Annotated in this window: 14 protein-coding genes; 9 read left to right on the top strand and 5 right to left on the bottom strand. The window is 48.2% G+C overall.

Features of this window, described 5'->3' with window-relative positions:
- The first annotated feature begins 95 nt into the window (after positions 1–95).
- Positions 96–1,406 (top strand): acetyl-CoA C-acyltransferase FadI, encoded by a 1,311-nt coding sequence (fadI, locus tag EGC76_RS00745; RefSeq protein ID WP_128351114.1) that lies wholly within the window; start codon positions 96–98, stop codon positions 1,404–1,406.
- Positions 1,406–3,529, top strand: a complete 2,124-nt coding sequence (gene fadJ / locus EGC76_RS00740) for a fatty acid oxidation complex subunit alpha FadJ (protein WP_128351113.1) — start codon at positions 1,406–1,408, stop codon at positions 3,527–3,529. Before fadI ends, fadJ begins: the two co-directional genes overlap by 1 nt.
- 205 nt (positions 3,530–3,734) lie before the next feature.
- Here the strand turns inward: fadJ and EGC76_RS00735 are convergent, their stop codons facing one another.
- The 5 genes from EGC76_RS00735 to nadK all read right to left on the bottom strand — a co-directional run bounded on the left by EGC76_RS00735 (position 3,735) and on the right by nadK (position 12,295).
- Positions 3,735–6,332: an EAL domain-containing protein gene (locus EGC76_RS00735; protein ID WP_128351112.1), complete on the bottom strand. Its 2,598-nt coding sequence runs from the start codon at positions 6,330–6,332 to the stop codon at positions 3,735–3,737.
- A gap of 71 nt (positions 6,333–6,403) precedes the next feature.
- Entirely contained in the window at positions 6,404–9,163 is a 2,760-nt protein-coding gene (locus EGC76_RS00730) for an insulinase family protein (protein WP_128351111.1), read from the bottom strand.
- A gap of 84 nt (positions 9,164–9,247) precedes the next feature.
- Complete coding sequence (locus EGC76_RS00725; protein ID WP_128351110.1) at positions 9,248–9,601, bottom strand: outer membrane protein assembly factor BamE; 354 nt, start codon at positions 9,599–9,601, stop codon at positions 9,248–9,250.
- A gap of 49 nt (positions 9,602–9,650) precedes the next feature.
- Complete coding sequence (recN, locus tag EGC76_RS00720) at positions 9,651–11,327, bottom strand: DNA repair protein RecN (RefSeq protein WP_128351109.1); 1,677 nt, start codon at positions 11,325–11,327, stop codon at positions 9,651–9,653.
- Between the two features lie 77 nt (positions 11,328–11,404).
- Positions 11,405–12,295 carry an NAD(+) kinase gene (nadK, locus tag EGC76_RS00715; RefSeq protein ID WP_128351108.1) on the bottom strand — a complete coding sequence of 297 codons (891 nt, stop codon included), beginning with the start codon at positions 12,293–12,295 and terminating at the stop codon, positions 11,405–11,407.
- Between the two features lie 125 nt (positions 12,296–12,420).
- Here nadK and grpE point away from each other — a divergent pair, with 125 nt between their 5' ends.
- The 7 genes from grpE to carA all read left to right on the top strand — a co-directional run bounded on the left by grpE (position 12,421) and on the right by carA (position 20,829).
- Entirely contained in the window at positions 12,421–13,044 is a 624-nt protein-coding gene (gene grpE / locus EGC76_RS00710) for a nucleotide exchange factor GrpE (protein WP_128351107.1), read from the top strand.
- Between the two features lie 89 nt (positions 13,045–13,133).
- Entirely contained in the window at positions 13,134–15,053 is a 1,920-nt protein-coding gene (gene dnaK, locus EGC76_RS00705; RefSeq protein WP_128351106.1) for a molecular chaperone DnaK, read from the top strand.
- Positions 15,054–15,161: 108 nt separating this feature from the next.
- Positions 15,162–16,304, top strand: coding sequence for a molecular chaperone DnaJ (gene dnaJ, locus EGC76_RS00700; protein ID WP_128351105.1), 1,143 nt, complete (start codon positions 15,162–15,164; stop codon positions 16,302–16,304).
- 24 nt (positions 16,305–16,328) lie between these two features.
- A complete protein-coding gene (locus tag EGC76_RS00695) occupies positions 16,329–17,141 on the top strand; it encodes a M48 family metallopeptidase (protein ID WP_128351104.1) in 813 nt (270 codons plus the stop codon).
- A 261-nt stretch (positions 17,142–17,402) separates the two neighbouring features.
- Positions 17,403–18,614 (top strand): dicarboxylate/amino acid:cation symporter, encoded by a 1,212-nt coding sequence (locus EGC76_RS00690; RefSeq protein ID WP_128351103.1) that lies wholly within the window; start codon positions 17,403–17,405, stop codon positions 18,612–18,614.
- 77 nt (positions 18,615–18,691) lie between these two features.
- The gene (gene dapB / locus EGC76_RS00685; protein ID WP_128351102.1) at positions 18,692–19,480 is read left to right on the top strand and encodes a 4-hydroxy-tetrahydrodipicolinate reductase; all 789 of its coding nucleotides are present in this window, start codon (positions 18,692–18,694) and stop codon (positions 19,478–19,480) included.
- Positions 19,481–19,677: 197 nt separating this feature from the next.
- Positions 19,678–20,829, top strand: a complete 1,152-nt coding sequence (gene carA / locus EGC76_RS00680) for a glutamine-hydrolyzing carbamoyl-phosphate synthase small subunit (RefSeq protein ID WP_128351101.1) — start codon at positions 19,678–19,680, stop codon at positions 20,827–20,829.

Raw genomic sequence — 20,829 nt, 5'->3', positions numbered from 1 at the left:
TTAATTCTCGCCAAAGACCCGTTAAAATTTGTAACTATCTATGAGGTCAGACCAGATTAAGGAATGACCATAACAAAACAACAGAGGAAAAATCTATGGCCGCACGTCAGAATCTGACCACTGCTTCAGGCGATCGCATTGCGATTGTGGCAGGCTTACGTACACCGTTTGCCAAGCAGGCGACCTATTTTCATGGCGTTCCTGCCTTGGACATGGGCAAAATGGTTGTACAAGAGCTGCTCAATCGTTACAGCTTAGACCCTCGTGAGGTTGAGCAACTGGTGTACGGCCAAGTGGTTCAAATGCCAAAAGCACCAAACATTGCTCGCGAAATTGTTTTGGGTACAAGTTTACCGGTTACAACGGATGCATACAGTGTATCACGCGCTTGTGCCACCAGCTTCCAAACTACGGTAAACGTGTTAGAAAGCATGATGGTTGGCAATATCTCAGTGGGTATTGCGGGCGGGGCTGATTCTTCTTCGGTATTGCCGATAGGTGTTTCGCGCTCGTTGGCACATGCCTTGGTTGATTTGAACAAGGCCCGCACGTTAGGTCAACGCTGGTCAATTCTGAAGCAGTTGCGATTTAAAGATTTATTGCCGGTGCCACCAGCTATTGCCGAGTACAGCACTGGCTTAACCATGGGCGATACTGCGGAGCAAATGGCGAAAACCCATAATATCAGTCGTGCCGATCAAGATGCGCTGGCACATCGCTCGCATAGCTTGGCACATGAGTCGTGGGAAGCGGGCAAGTTAGATGGCGAAGTGATGACGGCTTATGCTGAACCCTACAAAGATTTTCTTAAGCGCGATAACACGGTACGTAGCGACTCGAAATTGGATGGCTATGCCAAGTTACGCCCTGTATTCGATAAGAAACATGGCACTGTAACCGCCGCCAACAGCACTGCATTAACCGATGGTGCGAGCGCTATCTTGTTGATGACCGAAAGCAAAGCCAAGGCTTTAGGTTATGAGGTGTTGGGTTACATTCGTAGCTATGCGTTTAGCGCAATTGACGTGTGGGAAGACATGTTGATGGGCCCATCGTATGCAACCCCAATTGCACTTGACCGCGCCGGCATGAAGTTAAGTGACTTAACGGTGATTGAAATGCATGAAGCTTTTGCTGCACAAACACTGGCGAACATGAAGATGTTCGCCAGTAAGAAATTTGCGCAAGACAAGCTGGGGCGCAATGAAGCCATTGGTGAAATTGATATGGATAAGTTTAACGTGATGGGCGGTTCACTGGCCTATGGTCATCCGTTTGCGGCGACAGGTGCACGTTTGATTACGCAAACTTTAAATGAACTGAAGCGCCGCGGCGGTGGGGTAGGTTTAACGACTGCCTGTGCTGCCGGTGGTTTAGGTGCAGCAATGATTGTGGAGACTGAATAATGAGCGAACAAAAAGCCTTTACGCTAGAGTTACGCGACGATCACGTGGCGGTCATTCACATTGATGTGCCGGGCGAATCAATGAACACGTTAAAAGCATCTTTTGCTGAAGAAGTGGCACAGGTGCTTAACCAGCTCGAACAGCAAAACGACCTTAAAGGCGTGGTTGTGATAAGCGACAAGCCAGGGTCATTTGTTGCAGGTGCCGATATCAGCATGATTGATGCTTGTGAAAATGCGGCGGATACTGAAAGTTTGGCACGCCAAGGGCAAGCCATGTTTGATCGCATTGAAGCGCTGAAAGTGCCGGTTGTGGCGGCAATTGATGGGGCGTGTTTAGGCGGCGGTTTAGAGCTTGCGTTAGCCTGCCACCATCGTATTGCAACCGACAGTAACAAGACGATTATTGGCTTGCCGGAAGTTCAGCTTGGTTTGTTACCAGGCTCTGGCGGTACCCAGCGTTTGCCGCGCTTAATTGGTGTACAAAAGGCGTTGCCGTTAATTCTTACGGGTAAGCAATTGCGTGCGAAGCAGGCGAAGAAACTAGGCATTGTTGATGATGTTGTGCCGGCGAGCATTCTGCTGGAAGCTGCCATTAAACTAACGCTAGCGAGTAAGGCGCGGGTAAAAAAGGTGAAGCACTCGTGGTTGAATAAGGCTCTTGAAGGTACCGGTGTGGGCCGCGGAATTATCTTTAGCAAGGCGCGCGAGCAAGCTCAAGCGAAGGCTAAAGGCAACTATCCAGCTTTGGATAAGATAATCGATACGATTGCTTATGGTGCTGATAAAGGCTTCCAAGCTGGGCTGGAGTTTGAAGCTCGTGCGTTCGGTGAGTTGGCGATGACGCCTGAGTCGAAACAGCTACGAAACATTTTCTTTGCCACGACGGCGATGAAAAAAGAAACCGGTGCCGGTGATACTAAACCACGCAAAGTTGAGCGCGTAGGGGTGCTCGGTGGTGGCTTAATGGGCGGCGGTATTGCCTATGTAACAGCAGCCAAAGCAGGCCTTACGGCGCGTATTAAGGACATCGCTGAAACAGGCATAGTGCATGCGCTGAAATACAGCTATGACTTAATGAATAAAAAAGTTAAGCGTAAACACATGACGCGTACTGAGCTTGAAGCAACCATGTTGCGTTTGAGTGGCAGTTTAGATTACAGCGGTTTTGATCGCGTAGACGTAGTCATTGAAGCGGTATTTGAAGATCTCAAGTTGAAGCAACAAATGGTGGCAGATATCGAGTCTGTGGCAAGTGAGCACACTATTTTTGCGACCAACACGTCGAGTTTGCCGATCACCAAAATAGCTGCGACCGCAAAACGTCCGGAAAATGTCATCGGATTACATTATTTCTCGCCGGTTGATAAAATGCCTTTGGCTGAAATCATTACCCACAAGGGTACCTCGGGTGAAACCATCGCCACCACGGTAGCGCTTGCCAAGAAGCAAGGTAAAACGCCAATTGTGGTCACCGACGGTGCAGGCTTTTATGTAAACCGTATTCTAGCGCCCTACATGAACGAAGCGGCACGATTGGTGTTGGCTGGCGAACCTATAGAAGCGGTTGATAATGCTTTGGTGAAATTTGGTTTCCCAGTTGGCCCGATGAAACTAATGGACGAAGTGGGTATCGATGTGGCTGCGAAAGTTGCGCCAATAATGGCCGATGAGCTTGGCGACCGATTCCGTGCCCCAGATGCATTTGATAAATTGTTAGGCGATGATCGCAAGGGCAAAAAGAACAAGAAAGGCTTTTACAGTTACTCAGGTAAAAAACCAGGTAAGCAAGTGGATGACTCAGTTTATGGTTTGCTTGGTATTACACCTGCAGCGAAGCTCGGCGCAGAAGAAATTGCCCAGCGCGCCGTATTGCTGATGCTGAATGAAGCCGTATATTGTTTGGACGAAGGAATTATACGTAGCCCACGCGATGGTGATATCGGTGCAATCTTTGGTATTGGTTTCCCGCCATTCCGTGGTGGCCCATTCCGTTACATGGATGCCTTGGGCATTCACGAAGTTGTAAGTCGTTTACAGGACTACCAACAACAACATGGCGATCGTTACACGCCAGCACCGTTGTTGTTGAAAATGGTTGAGAATAACGAGCGCTTTTATTAAGCGCTCGTAAGTTAAAACATATCTGGAGTTACAATGTTTATTGCGCTGTGTTGTTTGCTGTCTGCGCTGATGTTATACATTCAAGCTTTAACCCATGCGATGGGTGCAAAACGGTGGGGTGTTCTAGGGTTGCTCTTTGGGCCCTTTATTCTGCCGATGTTTTTTACCCACAAGCGCATGCGTATGCTGAAAGCTCAGGGCCAAACTAGTGTATCGATGCTGGTACGCTAATGTGAGCTAAAAACGCATCACTACTGAGTGGCTCGGCAAACAGGTAACCTTGTGCAAATTCACAGCTCAAGCGGCTTAATGTAGCTGCTTGAGCTGTATTAACAACCCCCTCAGCAACTACATCCAGACCCATGTTATGGGCCATTGCCACAATCGAGGCAACCATATTGCGGTCACGATCTGCACCGTTGATGTCATCAACAAAGGCTTTATCGATTTTGAGTGTTTGAATGGGGAAGCGTTTTAAGTACGCAAGAGACGAATACCCTGTACCAAAATCGTCCAGTGCTAAATGGATGCCGCAATTATTTAACTCAGTCATGATTTCGATGGCGCGCTCAGGGTCTTCCATCACCACACCTTCAGTAATCTCAAGCTCAAGGTATTCGGGCGACAGATTTTCTTCACGCAGTATGGTCATAATCCGTTGAGTTAAATCAGGCTGAATAAATTGTTTGGCTGATAAATTGACCGCCACGCGACCCTGCACCATGCCTTGTTTGACCCATTGGCACATATCACGACAGGTTTGGCGCAATACTTGTTCACCCATTTCAATAATGAGCCCAGTTTCTTCTGCCAGCGGAATGAATTCGCTCGGATTGATAACGCCAGTGCCAGGTATGTTTAAGCGTACTAAAGCCTCCAAGCCGACGAACTCATACGTGCGCAACGAAACTTTGGGTTGATACATCACTTGAATATGTTTATTGCGTAATGCCTGGCGCAATTGATTTTCTACCTGTAGCCTTCGCACCGCATTTTTGTTCATGGAGTCATTGAAAAACTGATAGCTGTGACCACCGCGATTTTTCGCATGGTACATGGCTGTGTCAGCATTTTGCAGCAATTCTTGAGATGATGCGCCGTCACTCGGATAAACCACGATACCGATTGAACTGCCAACCACAATATCGTTGTCATTGATATGGAATGACTCGCCAATATGGGCGAGTATTTGGGTGGCCACATCGGTAATAACGCTCAAATCACTGGTATCTTCGAGCATCAGTACAAACTCATCACCACCTAAGCGGAAGAATGTATCTTGCGGTCGGCCCACTTCGGCAATGCGTTCAGCAACCTGCAACAACAACTGATCGCCGATATCATGACCGAGTGAGTCGTTAATTTTCTTAAAGTCGTCTAAATCGAATAACAGCAGGGCATGTTGGATACGCTTACGCACTAGATTGGCATGACTAACCTGAAAATAAGAACGATTGGGCAAGCCGGTCAGGGTGTCTGTATTTGATAACCTGCGCAGTTCTCTTTCTGCAGCTTTACGTTCGGTAATATCGGCAAAGGTTGCAACATAATGTGACACGCGGTCGCTGTCGTCACGAATAGCATCTAAGGTCAATTCAACCTGATACAAGCTGCCGTCTTTGCGTAAATCTTCTACTTCGCCACGCCAACTGCCATGTTGATTCAATAAACGTTTTATTTGTTCAATATATTCAGGGCTATACAGTTGCAGCGCGAGCGGCCTACCGAGCATATCTTCACGCGAATAACCGGTTATCTTCGCCACTGACGCATTGGTTTCAATAACGTTGAAACTGGCATCATAAATACATACACCGTCCGAAATGTTAGTGATGGACGTTGCTAACATTTTCAGTCGCTCTTCTGCGGCTACCAATGGGGTGATGTCTTTTAGGGTTCCGGTCATACGAATCGGTTGATGGTGTTCATCGCGCTCGACCACTTTGCCGCGATCTAAAATCGACATCCAACCTTGGTCTGTTTTTACACGATAGGTCATCTCAAAGTAGTTGGTGCTCCCATCTAAATGTTTGCGTAAGTTTTGCTGCACTTTACGCAGATCAAGAGGATGGATATTAGTTGCGGTGCCGCGCTTGCCGGAGCGAATATGATCAATGGGGAACTCATTCAGATTGCGCCAACTGTTGTGTCGATGAATGGTGCCGTGCGGAATATCCCAGTCCCATAGCTGATCACCACTTCCCCAAAGGCTAAGCTTGAGGCGCTCTTCACTGTTACGTAATTCAACTATGGCAAGATGGCGCGCCCGTATTACAAAGAATACAGCGACCATGGCAGCTAAAAAAATAAGCGCGTAGAGCGCAATCGCCCATGGCGACAGCCAGCCTGGCGCCGCAACATCCAACATAATTTGGCGTGTACCGGTCCATGTTTTGCCGTCATATGACGCTTCAACCTTAAATACATAGTTACCATAACTTAGGTTGGTGTATGTGGCCCGGCGGTATTCGGTATCGGTGTATACCCAGCCGCGGTCAAAACCTTCCAGCTGGTAGCGGTAGTACAGCATGCGCGCATTGGGCGCATACGGCGCACCAAACTCAATGCTAAAGGGGTCTTGAATGGCTGGAACGTAAAGAACTTCAGTATTATATAATTGTGGTCGGTTTCTGGGGTCGAGCTGTTGAGCGCTTACGGGTTGATTAGCGAGTCTTAAGTTGATTAATTCGACTTGCCAGTCTTGCGCCTGAGCTGTTGGGACGAGAATAGCAAGCACGCAGACAATAACAATTGTCATGATTACGTTGCGTAAACTGTAATAATGCTGTTGCAGAAGCGACACGGTCGTCCCCAAATGAGGCTGTTTTTTGTACAGCTCTTCTATTTGTTATGTTATTCATCAAATTAAACAATTTAGCGGGATCTGTCAAAGTTCATGGGGCTTGCGGAGAGAAACATTTGGCTTGAGTTATTGTTGAATAATTGTTTTACGCTGATTGAGAAGTGCTCAAAGGTCATCTGTTCAATGTCAGCAGAGATACGATTTAAACGCGAAAAATCAAAATCTTGTTGTGTGATAGCGCTCCATAAACGCTGGCTTCGCGAGCGTAAACTTGAGTCTTTTTCGGTCAGTTGTTGCGTTAAGCTCTGCTGCGCTTTGTGGAACTCTTCCTCAGATATTTCAGCCATTGTCCTATTTATGGCGCCGAAAAACTCGCGAATTGCAGATTCAATCGTGTCGCCATCGACTCGCGACGATTGCACGTAAAATAGCAGGTGAGGGTGCTCTTGCATCGGCAAATACGTGGTACCGACTAAGTAGCCCAACTGCTGTTCTGTGCGTAACTGGGCGAAAAACCGCGGCTGCAGAACATAGTTCATCAGCATAAATATGCCCTGATTTGAGGTGCTGGTATCCAGAGATTGCACCACAGCAATCACTGCATGATCCGGGTGCTGTGTTTGAACTTTTAACGGCTGCTGGAGCTTAGACAGTGGTGCGGGCGTTAAATCAGCGACAGGCCGTTGCTCGGTAAGCCCCAACCAGTCAGTAAGTGCGCTGTGCACTGGCTCCAGTTGTGAATCATGCAAATCACCATGGGCGAACATCTTGGCAGTTGCCTGTTGGAAGAGTGCGCCGCTGGTTTTGTTGAATACAGCAAAGTCCATCTGCTCGAGCTCTTCAGCAAGTTGCAGTACCGAAAAAGTATGTGGCTGCAGTTGCACATTCAAGTATGAAAACAAGAAGTTTAATGGTTTATGCAAGAGAGCTTGGCGCCAATTTGTTAACAGGCGTTGGCGTAAATCCATCCAACGCTGCTGGCAAAATTGCGGCGCTGCCATACTATGAATTAGCGTTTCAGCTAACTGCGGGACATAATATGCTGGCCCCGAAACGTGCAGCGTAATACCTTGTTGCTGTGGATAGAGATTGAAATGCAACCCAGCAATTTCTGCGTCGTAGCATTGCTCATTGAGTTTATCGAGCATCAGTTCGCACCATAATCGCGCTTGCGCAAAGCTCGCTGGTGTAGCGATAACTTTAGGCAATTGCAGGCCTAAATAAAGATGCGCTTTCGGCTGGCGGAAATCTAAATCATGTAAATGCCAGCTTTCTAATCCCGGTGTAATCAGACTTTTTTCTGGATATTCAGTGGCCTCGTTTGGTGCAATGGTTTGTAACTGCCACGGAACTTTTAAATAAATATTGGCTTCAGGCAAGCTTGCCGGAATGGGGTCGTGCTTCAAGTACGCTGTTTGACGTTCTGCGCTAATAGGCTGTATGGCGTAATGGGTACCATAAATCGGCTCGACCTGGTCGGTTTCCAAAGCCTTATGAATAACAGTTACGCGCATGTTATCCGGTTGCATGCAGTCTAAGAACTGGCGGAGCTTCGGTTCAAACAAGCCATCCATTCGATAATCGCCAAAAATAATATCTTCAGCCAAATAATGGTGCAGATTAATCGCTAGCTGCGGTGCAAGGTCGCTGGCGCGCGGTTGCTCCTGAAAGTGAAATGCGTTCATAACGCTAACGCGCCGCTCGTCGTAACGCCAGGGAGTTACACCGGATTCGCGTATGGTTTGAATATAACTAAAGATTGCTGCAATTATTGCATCCCGATTGGCCATGCCTTGGTCGGTTAGCTGCATGTTGATATTGAAGTCTTTAAAGTTACTGCCACTTATGCCGCCCCCGGCAGCTAACGAGTTGATCCAATGTTGGTCACGCAGGTAGCCGTACAAACTGCCAGGGCCTTCGTAGCCGAGCAGGTGAGCAATGTAGCTGGTGGTTTTATTGGCATAATCATCATCAATACCGGGCAATGCGAAGGTGATGATAAGTCGCCGCGCATCTTTAAGTGGTTTCACATGCAGCTCAACCCCAAGTTGCTCAGGTAAATACAATGGGTCATTGAGATACAGCATATCGGCACAACCACTTTGTATCGACTGGGCATGGCGCTGTGCAATTTCAGCGAGCTGTTCAAGTGATTGCGGGCCAACTAACACCAGGGTCATGCGACGTGCGCAATACCAGCGCTGGAAAAATTGCTGCAATTGCTGTTGCAAGGTTGCTTGAGCCGAGTCTTTCAGTGTTGAGAGATTGCCAACTGAGAACTTGCTAAACGGATGCTTTGGGTTCGAAGTGGCCTTGTGCACTTGGTAAAGCCGACGCAGTTCATCTTGGCGTTTCAGTTGAAATTCGGATTCAATCGATTGCAGCTCTTTTTTAACCCATTTTGCGTCAAACAGGGGCTGGTAAAAGAAACGCATGAAGCGGTCGAGTGCTTGGTCAAAATAAGCCGCGTCTACGGTGAAGTAATAATTGCTAAATTCAGTGCCAGTCCATGCGTTGTGGTTGCCGCCATGGCCACTAATAAAGGCTTGATAACTGTTTGCGTCGGGGTATTTTTCTGTGCCCAAAAACAACATGTGCTCTAGGAAGTGCGCCAGGCCATGGGCGTTGTTTGGATCATGGAAATGACCAGCAGCGACAGCGAGAGCTGCGCTTGACTGTCGCGCTTCAGGTTCATGCACAAGCACGCAACGCAGCGCATTATCCAATTCGATAATACGGTAACTGCGTTGGTCTGTTGGGCTTTTCGTGATTGCGTGATCGTCTAAAATCACGCGTGCCGAAGATTCGACTCCTGAGCTGTCAGTCGCCATCGTGCTCCCTAAATCAAGCTTCCAGCGCGGTAACCAAGCAGAGGCCACTGCGCGTTTCGGAAGAACGCCGGCTCAGTTTGGTTATTACTGCTCCAGCGGTGTGTCGAAGTTTTCTGGTCGATCGAAGTTACCTTCATAGGCAACTAACTTATCTTGCTCAAAAGTTAGGATGACTTTGTGCTGATAATCTTCGCTCTTGCTTCGACCAGAGTTTAAGTTAAATACGTAATACCACACATCTTGATCAAAAACATTTTCAGCAACGGGCTTGCCAACGACGTAAGCAACCTGCTCTTTGGTCATGCCAATGCGAAGCTGATCGATGTCACGCTGCTCAAGGTAGTTACCCTGCGGAACGTCAATCCGATACACCCAACTGTCAAAAACGGAGCATCCGCTAAGAACTAATAAACTACCTGCAATAACTAAAGCTTTCATAACACCTGCTGTTGATTAATGATTCTGTGCTCGATGATAAACAATGGACCTAACCGACCGCAAGTAATTCAGCAGCATTAGCCTTGGTTGTTTCAGTAATTTCATCACCACCGAGCAGTCTAGCCAGTTCAATAACACGCGCATTTTGGTCAAGGCTGACCATGTGCGTCTCAGTACTGGCACCGTCTGTGACTTTATCCACGCGTAGTTGCTGATGCGCTTTCGCTGCAACTTGCGGTAAGTGTGTGACACAGATAACTTGATTTGATTCCCCAAGCTGGCGTAATAATTTTCCAACGGTTGCCGCAGTTGCGCCGCTAACACCCACATCAACCTCATCGAACATTAACGTTGGCGTGGTTAATTGGCTGGATGTAATCACCTGAATGGCGAGGCTGATGCGCGACAGTTCGCCACCGGAAGCGATTTTGGCCAAAGGCTGTAACGGCTGCCCCGGGTTCGCTGTAACCGTGAAACAAACTTCATCGGTGCCCAAGCGTGTTGCGGGTGCTTGGGCTTGATGGTCAACATCAATCACAAATCGGCCGTGTGGCATATTCAGTTGCTGCATGCTTTTGGCAATGCGTTCACTCAATTCATGAGCCGCCTTTTTACGACTTTCAGAGAGTTTGGTTGCAACCTGACGGTACTTGGCTGCGGCACTTTCAACACGCGCGTCAATATCGACGGACTCGGCTTGGTTGGATTCCAGCTGATTGAGCTCAGTGAGCAATTGCTGGTGATGTTGCGGCAACTGGCTCGGTTCCAACTGATGTTTGCGCGCAAGATGAACCGCTTGACTTACGCGGCGTTCAGCTGTGATCAACTGCTCATCATCTAATTCGATGTTGTCTTGATACTGGCGCAATTCGCGCGCTGCTTCTTCAACTTGTACGCTTGCGTCTTTTAGCATGCGCACCGCCTCAGTGAGTGCAGGATCGGTGTCTAATTGCTGCTCTAAACGGCTTACGGCGTTTTGCAATAAGCTGAAGGCGTTATTGTGCTCGCCTTCATAGATGGCGTTCAAAGCAAAACCCGAATCTTCGAGCAATGCAGCGCTGTTAGTTAGCCGTTTATGCTGTTGCTCAAGTTCAACATATTCGCCTTCTGCCAGCGCAAATTCGTTTAACTCTGTTACTTGATAGCGCAACAACTGCATGCGCGATTCAACATCGCTTTGTTGCTGCAGTAACTGCTTTTGTTGTTTGCGCAGGCTGTACCAAGTTTGGTATGCGTTCTGAACATCATCGAGCAACCCTTGATGGCGCGCGTAAGCATCGAGCAAATTGAGTTGGTGTTCTGGGCGTGTCAGCAGTTGGTGTTCATGTTGCCCGTGAATATTAACCAATAACGGTGCGAGTTGTTTGAGTTGCGATACAGTGACTGGGTAGCCATTTATCCATGCTTTGGAGCGGCCTTCACGAGTAATTAAACGGCGTAAGACACAGGCACTTGGTTCATCATCTTGTAATTCTTGTTCAGCCAGCCACTGCCGGCCCGGAGAAGTCGCTTCGTTCAAATGAAAGGTTGCAGTAACTTCTGCTTTTTCAGCGTCAGCTCGGATTAAATCAACATCGGCACGATTACCCAAGCATAAGCCGAGGGCATCAAGCGCAATTGATTTACCGGCACCGGTTTCTCCGGTAATGGCTGTCATTCCAGAAATAAAGTCGACATCAAGTTGACGAACAACCGCAAGGTTGCGGATTTGCATATGAAGCAGCATAGGATACCTCAAGCACTGTTTAAGTATACAGTAGTTATACAGTATTTATACAGTAATGCAAGTGGGCGCAATAAAATTTAAAAAACGCGGCTACCCCAGCCCAGCTTGTTGCGTAATACGCGGTAATAGCTATGGTCTTTTGGATGTACTAAACGCAGCCGTTGTGGGTGTTGTTGAATAACAATATCGTCTTCAGGTTGCACCGACATACGCACATGCCCGTCACAGCTCAGTTGCAGGGTGTCGTTCTCGGTAGCTGCCCGTAACCTAATAATACTGTGTCCATCGACAACAATAGGGCGGCTGCTTAAGGTGTGAGGGAACATGGGAACCATGCTGATAGCGTCGAGCCCTGGCGTTAAGATTGGACCACCGCCAGAAAGTGAATAGGCAGTAGAGCCGGTCGGTGTACTGATGATTAAGCCGTCGGAACGCTGGCTGTAAACAAATTCGTCGTTTACGTACACTTCGAATTCGATCATGTGGGCAACTTTGTCCGAATGCAGAACAACCTCGTTGATGGCGCGGCCCACACTTTTTGATTTGCCATTATGAAATACTTCGGCTTGCAGTAAAAAACGCTGTTCAGTTTGGTATTCGCCGGCTAACACGGCTTTTAATTGTTCAATAACATGGTCGGGGTCGATATCCGTTAAGAAGCCGAGGTTGCCACGATTCACACCAATAACCGCGATATCGGCTTCGCACAAGATGCGTGCTGCACCGAGCATGTTGCCATCACCGCCTACTACTACGGCAAGGTCGGCTGCCTCGCCTAAACGATGCAACGGCAATATCTGGGCGCGGGTAGAGTTAAGTTGCTCTGCCGTACGCGATTCAATGATCACGTCAAACCCTAAGTCGAGCAGGCTGTGTTCTAGTTTTAATAAGGTGTTGCGCGTTGCTTCATGGTGAACCTTACCAATTAAGGCAATACGCTGAAATTGTGGTTGTGCCTTGGTAGACATATTTTTTCCTTTTTTCGCCTGCTTTGACTTGAATCGCCAGCAGCTGACCCCATAACTGGCTGCAAGGTAAGTTATATCACAACAAATTATTGTTCATTTGTGAATTTCAACAAGAGTACGCAGTTATGACCAAAAATGATTCAAGCACGTCAGCTCAAGCTGAACAGGAAACGCAAGCGGTAGACACGCAAGCGGAAACGCAAGAGCAGCAAGTCGATGCGCAAGAAAATAAGCAGGACGCTGCAAAAGATACCGTGCAAGACGAAACACAACAACGTTTAGCCGATTTAGAGCTTGCTTTGAGCCAAGCTGAACAGCGTTCAGAAGATGCCAATGACCGTGCAGTGCGAGCTGTTGCCGAAATGGAAAATGTTCGCCGCCGGGCTGCCTTGGATGTGGATAAAGCCCACAAATTCGCCTTGGAAAAATTTGCCGGTGAGCTGTTGGACTCGGTAGATAATCTAGAACGCGCGCTGGAAATAGCCGCCGCCGCTGATGACGTTAACCAAAGCTTTTTAGAAGGCATTGAGTTAACGCACAAGAACTTGTTATCAACGCTTACAAAATTTGGTGTTGAAGCGGTTGGTCAGGTGGGCGATGCATTTAATCCTGAATTGCATCAAGCGATGGCCATGCAGCCGTCAGAAGAGCATGAGAACAATACGATTTTGGCAGTGATGCAAAAAGGCTACACCTTGAGTGGGCGGTTGTTGCGTCCAGCCATGGTGATGGTTGTGAAAAATTCTTAATAACCCTACTTGGGGTGTTGAAAAGCGAAAAAGCTGCCCCATATCTGAGTTATGAAACCTATTTTGGATTATGAAGTTGGAGATGAATCATGGGTAAAATTATTGGAATCGATTTAGGTACTACAAACTCTTGTGTTGCAGTACTCGATGGTGGAAAACCACGTGTTATTGAAAATGCTGAAGGCGATCGTACAACGCCTTCGGTTGTCGCATTCACTGACGATGGCGAAGTGTTAGTCGGGTCACCGGCAAAACGCCAGGCAGTAACCAATGCGAACAAAACCTTATTTGCGATAAAGCGTCTGATTGGTCGTCGTTTTAAAGACGAAGAAGTTCAGCGCGATATCGGCATCATGCCATTTAAAATTGTCGAAGCCGACAATGGCGATGCATGGGTACAAATTAACGACGAGAAAAAAGCGCCACCACAAATCTCTGCAGAAGTTCTGAAGAAAATGAAGAAAACTGCGGAAGACTATTTGGGTGAAAAAGTGACGGAAGCTGTTATCACGGTTCCGGCTTACTTTAACGATGCGCAGCGTCAAGCAACAAAAGATGCAGGTCGCATTGCTGGCCTTGATGTGAAGCGTATTATCAATGAGCCGACAGCAGCAGCTTTGGCGTATGGCCTGGATAAAAACAAAGGCGACAACACCATTGCAGTATACGACTTAGGTGGCGGTACCTTCGATATCTCAATTATTGAAATTGATGAAGTTGACGGCGAGCACACCTTTGAAGTGTTAGCGACAAATGGTGACACGCACCTTGGTGGTGAAGACTTCGACAACCGTTTAATCAACTATTTGGTTGAACAGTTTAACAAAGACCAAGGCATTGACTTGCGTAAAGATCCTTTAGCGATGCAGCGTCTGAAAGAAGCCGCTGAAAAAGCTAAGATTGAATTGTCATCAGCACAACAAACCGAAGTCAACCTGCCGTATATCACTGCAGATGCGACTGGGCCGAAGCACTTGGCGATTAAAGTAACACGCGCCAAACTGGAGTCTTTGGTTGAAGACATGATTGCAAAAACGCTTGAGCCATTAAAGCAAGCGCTTAAAGATGCAGACCTGTCAGTTGGTGATATTAACGACATTATTTTGGTCGGCGGACAAACCCGCATGCCGAAAGTACAGCAAGTTGTTACTGACTTCTTTGGTAAGGAGCCACGTCGTGACGTGAACCCTGATGAAGCAGTGGCTGTAGGTGCTGCGGTACAAGCGGGTGTCTTGCAAGGTGACGTGAAAGACGTGCTATTGCTTGACGTAAGCCCACTGTCGCTGGGTATTGAAACCATGGGCGGCGTGATGACCAAGTTGATTGAGAAGAACACCACGATTCCTACCAAGCAATCGCAAACCTTCTCAACAGCGGAAGACAATCAGTCAGCGGTAACCGTGCATGTTATTCAAGGTGAGCGGAAGCGTGCTGCGGATAACAAATCTTTGGGGCAATTTAACCTTGAAGGCATCCGCCCGGCACAGCGCGGCGCACCACAGATTGAAGTGACGTTCGATATCGATGCTGATGGTATCTTGCATGTATCTGCAAAAGACAAGGATACCGGCAAAGAACAGAAAATCACGATTAAAGCGTCATCAGGTTTAAGCGATGACGAAGTCGAGAAAATGGTTCGTGACGCCGAAGCGCACGCTGAAGAAGACCGCAAGTTTGAAGAAATGGTGCAGGTACGTAACCAAGCTGATGCGCTTGTGCATGGTACCCGTAAGCAACTTGAAGAAGTTGGTGATAGCCTTGAAGCTAGTGACAAGGAAGCCATTGAAACTGCGCTTAGCGACTTAGAAACAGCGATTAAGGGCACGGGCAACGACAAAGCCGAAATCGAAGCGAAGCAGCAAGCGCTTATCGAAGCTTCTGGCAAGCTGATGGAAGCGGCGCAAGCAAAAGCGCAGCAAGAAAGCGGTGACGCTGGCGAAAGCGCGAAGAAAGACGCTGATGATGTTGTCGATGCTGAGTTTGAAGAAGTCAAAGACGACAAAAAGTAAAGGCACGCCCACCGGGTGTCTGTAATTCAACACACGGGGGTTGCCGCAAGGTAGCCTCCGTGTGCTTGTATCAGGCAGGATATAAAGGAACGTGGAAATCACATAATTATGTCGAAACCAGATTTATACGAAGTGCTGGGTGTCAGCAAAGATGCTAGCGAACGCGACATCAAAAAAGCCTACAAAAAAATGGCGATGAAGTATCACCCTGACCGCACCAAAGGCGACAAAGACCTTGAAACAAAGTTTAAAGAGGTCAAAACCGCTTATGAAGTGCTGATGGATCCACAAAAACGTGCGGCTTATGATCAATATGGGCATGCTGCGTTTGAACAAGGCCAAGGTGGCTTTGGTGGAGGCGGTGGTGCCGCTGACTTTGCGGACATTTTTGGTGATGTGTTCGGTGACATTTTTGGTGGCGGCGGCGGTCGGCGCGGGCGTCCGCAAGCGCAGCGCGGTGCGGATTTACGCTACAACCTTGAACTGAATTTAGAAGATGCAGTACGCGGTAAAGAAGTTGAACTGAAAATTCCTAAGCTGAGCACCTGTGAAGACTGTGACGGCAGTGGGGCAAAAGCTGGCAGCTCGGCAGAAACCTGTGGTCACTGTCATGGCTCAGGCCAAATCCAAATGCGCCAAGGTTTCTTTGCGGTGCAGCAACCTTGTCCACATTGCCGTGGTCGAGGCAAAGTTATCAAAGACCCGTGCCGCACTTGTCATGGTGATGGTCGCGTAGAGCGTACCAAAACCTTGTCGGTGAAGATTCCTGCCGGTGTCGATACAGGTGACCGTATTCGCTTGAATGGCGAGGGCGAAGCGGGTGAAATGGGCGCGCCATCAGGTGATTTGTATGTGCAAGTGCATGTGCGTGAACATCCAATCTTCGCGCGTGACGGAAATAACCTATACTGTGAAGTACCTTTAAGTTTTACGCGAGCAGCGCTTGGCGGTGAAATTGAAGTGCCAACGCTTGAAGGTAAAGTGAAATTGAAGGTGCCAGCCGAAACCCAAACTGGCAAGTTGTTCCGCCTGCGCGGTAAAGGTGTGAAGTCTGTTCGTTCAGGCGCGGTTGGTGATTTGATTTGCAAGGTAGTGATTGAAACGCCAGTGAACCTCTCAGAAAGCCAGCGTAATTTGCTCAACGAGCTGGAAGAGTCAATGGGAACTGGCGAAGAAGCTGGTAAGTATCGGCCGAAAGAAAAAGGTTTTTTTGACGGAGTTCGCCAGTTCTTTGACGATCTCCGCTCGTAAGACAAACGGGTACACGGAGGGGTTATGCTGAAATGGACTAAAATTGGATTGATCGCATTAGGCTGCAGCGCAGTCTTAGTTGCTTGTACACAATCGCCGACTGGGCGTAATCAGTTAATGCTGTACTCAAGCGGGCAACTGGCATCACTTGGCGACGATAGCTATGCGCAATTGAAATCCAAGGAAAAAATTAGTACCGATGCGGCAACTAACGCCTACGTGCGCTGTATTACCGATGATTTAATTTCAGTCTTACCTACCCCGTGGCGTGATAAACAGTGGGAAGTCACGGTTTTCGACAGTGAGCAGGTGAACGCTTTTGCTCTTCCGGGAGAAAACATTGGCGTGTATACAGGCTTGTTGAAAGTTACGGAAAACCGTGACCAACTTGCCGCTGTTATTGGGCATGAGATTGCTCACGTGATTGCTGATCATGGTAACGAGCGGATGTCCAATCAAATGGCTGTAGGCCTTGGTTTACAAGTCGGCTCAGTGATTGCAGCGACACAACTGGAAGACGATACGGCAGCGATTGTTATGGCTGCTTTAGGTATCGGCGCCCAAGTCGGTGTGCTGCTGCCGTACTCGCGTGTTCATGAAAGTGAATCGGATCAATTGGGCATGGATTATATGGCTGCGGCGGGTTACAACCCAGCTCAAGCAGCTGACTTGTGGCGTAATATGGCGCAAGTTGGTGGTGCCAGTGGCCCCGAATTCTTATCCACGCATCCATCGCCACAGTCGCGTATTCAAGCGATAGAGGCCTACGCACCAAAGTTACAAACCATTTATCAAGAAGCGCGCGCTAATCGTCGTAAGCCCTTGTGTTCTATGTAACTCACTTTTTTATCCGCAGTTGTAGCCCAGCGTTTCGCGCTGGGTTACTTATGTGCGATCGGCAATAAAACTTCTCGGTTATAAGTCAGACCAAATTGAACTAAATCATAAGCCTCTGCGTTAGTACAATACAAAGCAAAAGCGTTGTTCGTTATTCGTCCGCTGCGCTGTTCGTCCGCTTCGCTATTCCAACAGTGCGAAGCACGCACGAATAACTAATAACGAATAACGAAGAACGAATAACGTACTTACAGAGGTGTTATGTTTAAAGCTTGGTTTGCAATTCCATTTTGGCAGCGTGTGCTCGGTGCCTTCGCTGTTGGTGTGATTATTGGTGTCGTTCAACCTGAAATCGCGCAGTCATTGCGGCCCTTAGGCACGTTATTTATTAACGCGTTAAAAATGTTGGTTGCGCCGTTAATTTTCACGGCTATCGTCAGTGCAATCCTGCAACTGGGCGGGGGCGAACGTGCTGGCAAAATTGGTATAAAAACCATAGGTTTGTTTTTATTGACGGCCGTAATTGCGAGCTTGATAGGGCTTGCAGTTGGGCAGTTACTCAATGTCACCCCATCGCCAGATCTTGTTGCTGACAGTGGCTATGTTCCCAAAGTTGTTCCGGGGCCAATTGAGGTATTGCTGAGCTTCGTGCCAACCAATCCTTTCGCTGCGCTAGCCGAGGGCAATGTTATACAAATCGTGGTGTTTGCCGCGCTAGTTGGCGTTGCGATCAATCAGCTAGGTGATGTGGCGAAGCCGCTGGGTGATGCGATAAAAGCTGGCGCGCAAGTCATGTATCGAATTACCAAAATGGTATTGGAGCTAACGCCATTTGGTGTTTTAGGTTTGATGGCCTGGGTGGTTGGGCATTATGGTTTGTCGAGCTTGACACCGCTGGCTGCGTTTATTGGTGCAATCTATTTAGCCTGCTTACTTCATATTGTGTTTGTGTACGGCACGATGGTGCGCTTGGCGGGCATGTCGCCCTGGTTTTTCTTCAAATCGATATTCTCAGCCCAACTGGTAGCGTTCACAACCTGCAGCAGCTTCGGCACAATTCCGGCAGCGCATCAGGCGATAACAGAAAAACTTGGTGTTAAAAAGGAGTATGCGAGTTTTGTACTCCCGCTAGGCGCTACGATCAACATGGACGGTTGTGGCGGTATTTATCCTGCAATTGCGGCTATTTTTATTGCTCAAATCTATGGGATTCCTCTTGATTGGGCCGATTACTTGCTTATTACGCTAACTGCAACCTTAGCATCTGTGGGCACCGCAGGCGTGCCGGGCACAGCAATGGTTATGTTGACGGTAACCTTGAATGCTATTGGCTTGCCACTTGAAGGAATAGCGTTTATTGCGGCAATCGATCGAATTATTGATATGGCACGAACGGCCACCAATGTGACAGGGGATATGGCTGTGTCAGTGGTGTTGGGGAAGGAGCGTGAGTCGTTAAAGGGTTATAGCTAATCCCAGTGAGCTTCGCTAAACTCTCACTAACGATTAACGATTAACGATTAACGATTAACTAATAACGACGAGGTTTTATGAACGTAGGAATTCTCGGGGCCAGCGGGCGTATGGGACAGGCCGTTATTGCAGCTGCTAAGCAGGCAGGATTGAATGTTACTGCTGCAATAGTTAGTGATCAGTCCGAACACCGTGGGCAACCAGTATTCGCGTCACTGCGTTATCAAACACTCAGTGAGCTTGCGCCCCATCAAGCTGATGTGCTGATTGACTTTTCGCTACCGCAGGCACTGACAGATAATTTGCAGCATGCACAGCGGTTAAAGCTGCCAATCGTTATTTGCACCACCGGACTAAACGCGCAGCAACACCAAGCTATTGATGCTGCGGCGCAGCAGATACCTGTTTTATATGCCGCGAATACCAGCGTTGGCATCACCTTGTTGCAACAGCTGGTGAAACTAACTAGCGCGGCACTACCGAACTGCGATATTGAAATTATTGAAGCGCACCATAGCGCCAAACGCGACGCGCCGTCAGGAACCGCACTAGTTCTTGGTGAAAGTGCAGCCGCAGGCCGTGGTCAGTTGTTGGATAATGTGTCCGCAGGAATTCGTGGTGACGGCGTTCGTGAAGCAGGTAGTATCGGTTTTTCGGTAATTCGTGCCGGCGACATCATTGGCGAGCACAGTGTATTATTTGCGCAGCCGGGTGAACGTATTGAGTTGATGCACAAAGTGGGTAATCGCACTATTTTTGCACAAGGTGCGGTGCAAGCCGCTCAGTGGTTAACTCAGCAGGCGAAAGGGCGTTATGCTATGGCTGACATGTTGGCGTTGAATACACTTTTGAAACAATTGGCTTAGCTTAAAGCCGCGTGATTTTTCAGTTTACCCAAGGCCGTATTTTCTGTAGAATACGATCAATTTGCCGGTAACTTTCAGGCAAGCTGAAACGCGCACTCCACTGGTATTCATTGAATGAATATCCGACGCTGGTGCAAGGTAATCAACGGGGAAGTCATTATTTGATTCACCCGTTTTTTTATGTACGGAGGTTAACCTTGAGTATTCTAGCGAGCCACTCAGCAAGTAAAGCCATTTTGGTACTTGCCGATGGGACTGTTTTTCACGGCACGGCGATTGGCGCCGGCGGTACCGCAGTTGGTGAAGTTGTCTTTAACACCGCCATGACCGGTTACCAAGAAATTCTCACCGACCCCTCCTACGCAGAACAGATCGTCACTCTTACTTATCCCCACATCGGCAATTACGGCACCAATCACGAAGATGAAGAATCGAATCGTGTTTGGGCGAAAGGCCTGATTATTCGTGACCTGTCGTTAAAGGCAAGTAACTTCCGCGGCGAGCAGTCGCTAGGGGATTACTTACGTCAACGCAATGTGGTTGGTATAGCGGATATCGATACCCGTAAATTAACCCGCATTTTGCGCGAAAAAGGTGCGCAGAATGGCTGCATTATTGCAGGCAATATCGCGGGTGAAATTGATGCGGACAAAGCGCTTGAGCTGGCACAGCAATTTCCGGGTTTGAAAGGCTTGGATTTAGCCAAAGAGGTAAGCATCCGCACACCTGTTGAGTGGACCAGTAAAAGCTGGAAGCTCGGGCAGGGCTTTAACGAATTAAGTGACGCGAAGTTCCATGTTGTTGCTTATGATTACGGGTGTAAACGCAACATTCTGAGAATGCTTGCGGACCGTGGTTGTAAGGTGACATTGGTTCCGGCGCAAACGTCAGCCAAAGACGTGCTGGCGATGAAACCAGATGGTGTGTTCTTATCGAATGGCCCCGGTGACCCAGAGCCATGTGACTACGCAATAACTGCAATTCAAGAATTGATTGAGGCGAAAATGCCAATATTTGGTATTTGCCTTGGTCATCAACTGTTGGCGTTAGCCAGTGGCGCAAAAACCATAAAGATGAAGCTTGGCCACCATGGTGCTAACCACCCGGTGCAAGACTTAGCCACGCGACGCGTCATGATTACCAGCCAAAACCATGGCTTTGCCGTTGATGAAGCAAGTTTACCGGAAAACATTAAAGCGACGCATAAGTCTCTCTTTGACGGTACGCTGCAAGGTATTGAACGCACTGATGTGAAAGCATTTAGTTTTCAAGGCCATCCGGAAGCGAGTCCGGGGCCGAACGATGCCGCACCGTTATTTGACCACTTTATTGAATTGATGAGCCAGTAA

Origin of the sequence: Pseudidiomarina gelatinasegens, assembly GCF_004025325.1 — a bacterium.
Classification (GTDB): domain Bacteria; phylum Pseudomonadota; class Gammaproteobacteria; order Enterobacterales; family Alteromonadaceae; genus Pseudidiomarina; species Pseudidiomarina gelatinasegens.
This window is presented reverse-complemented; position numbering and strand designations above follow the sequence as displayed.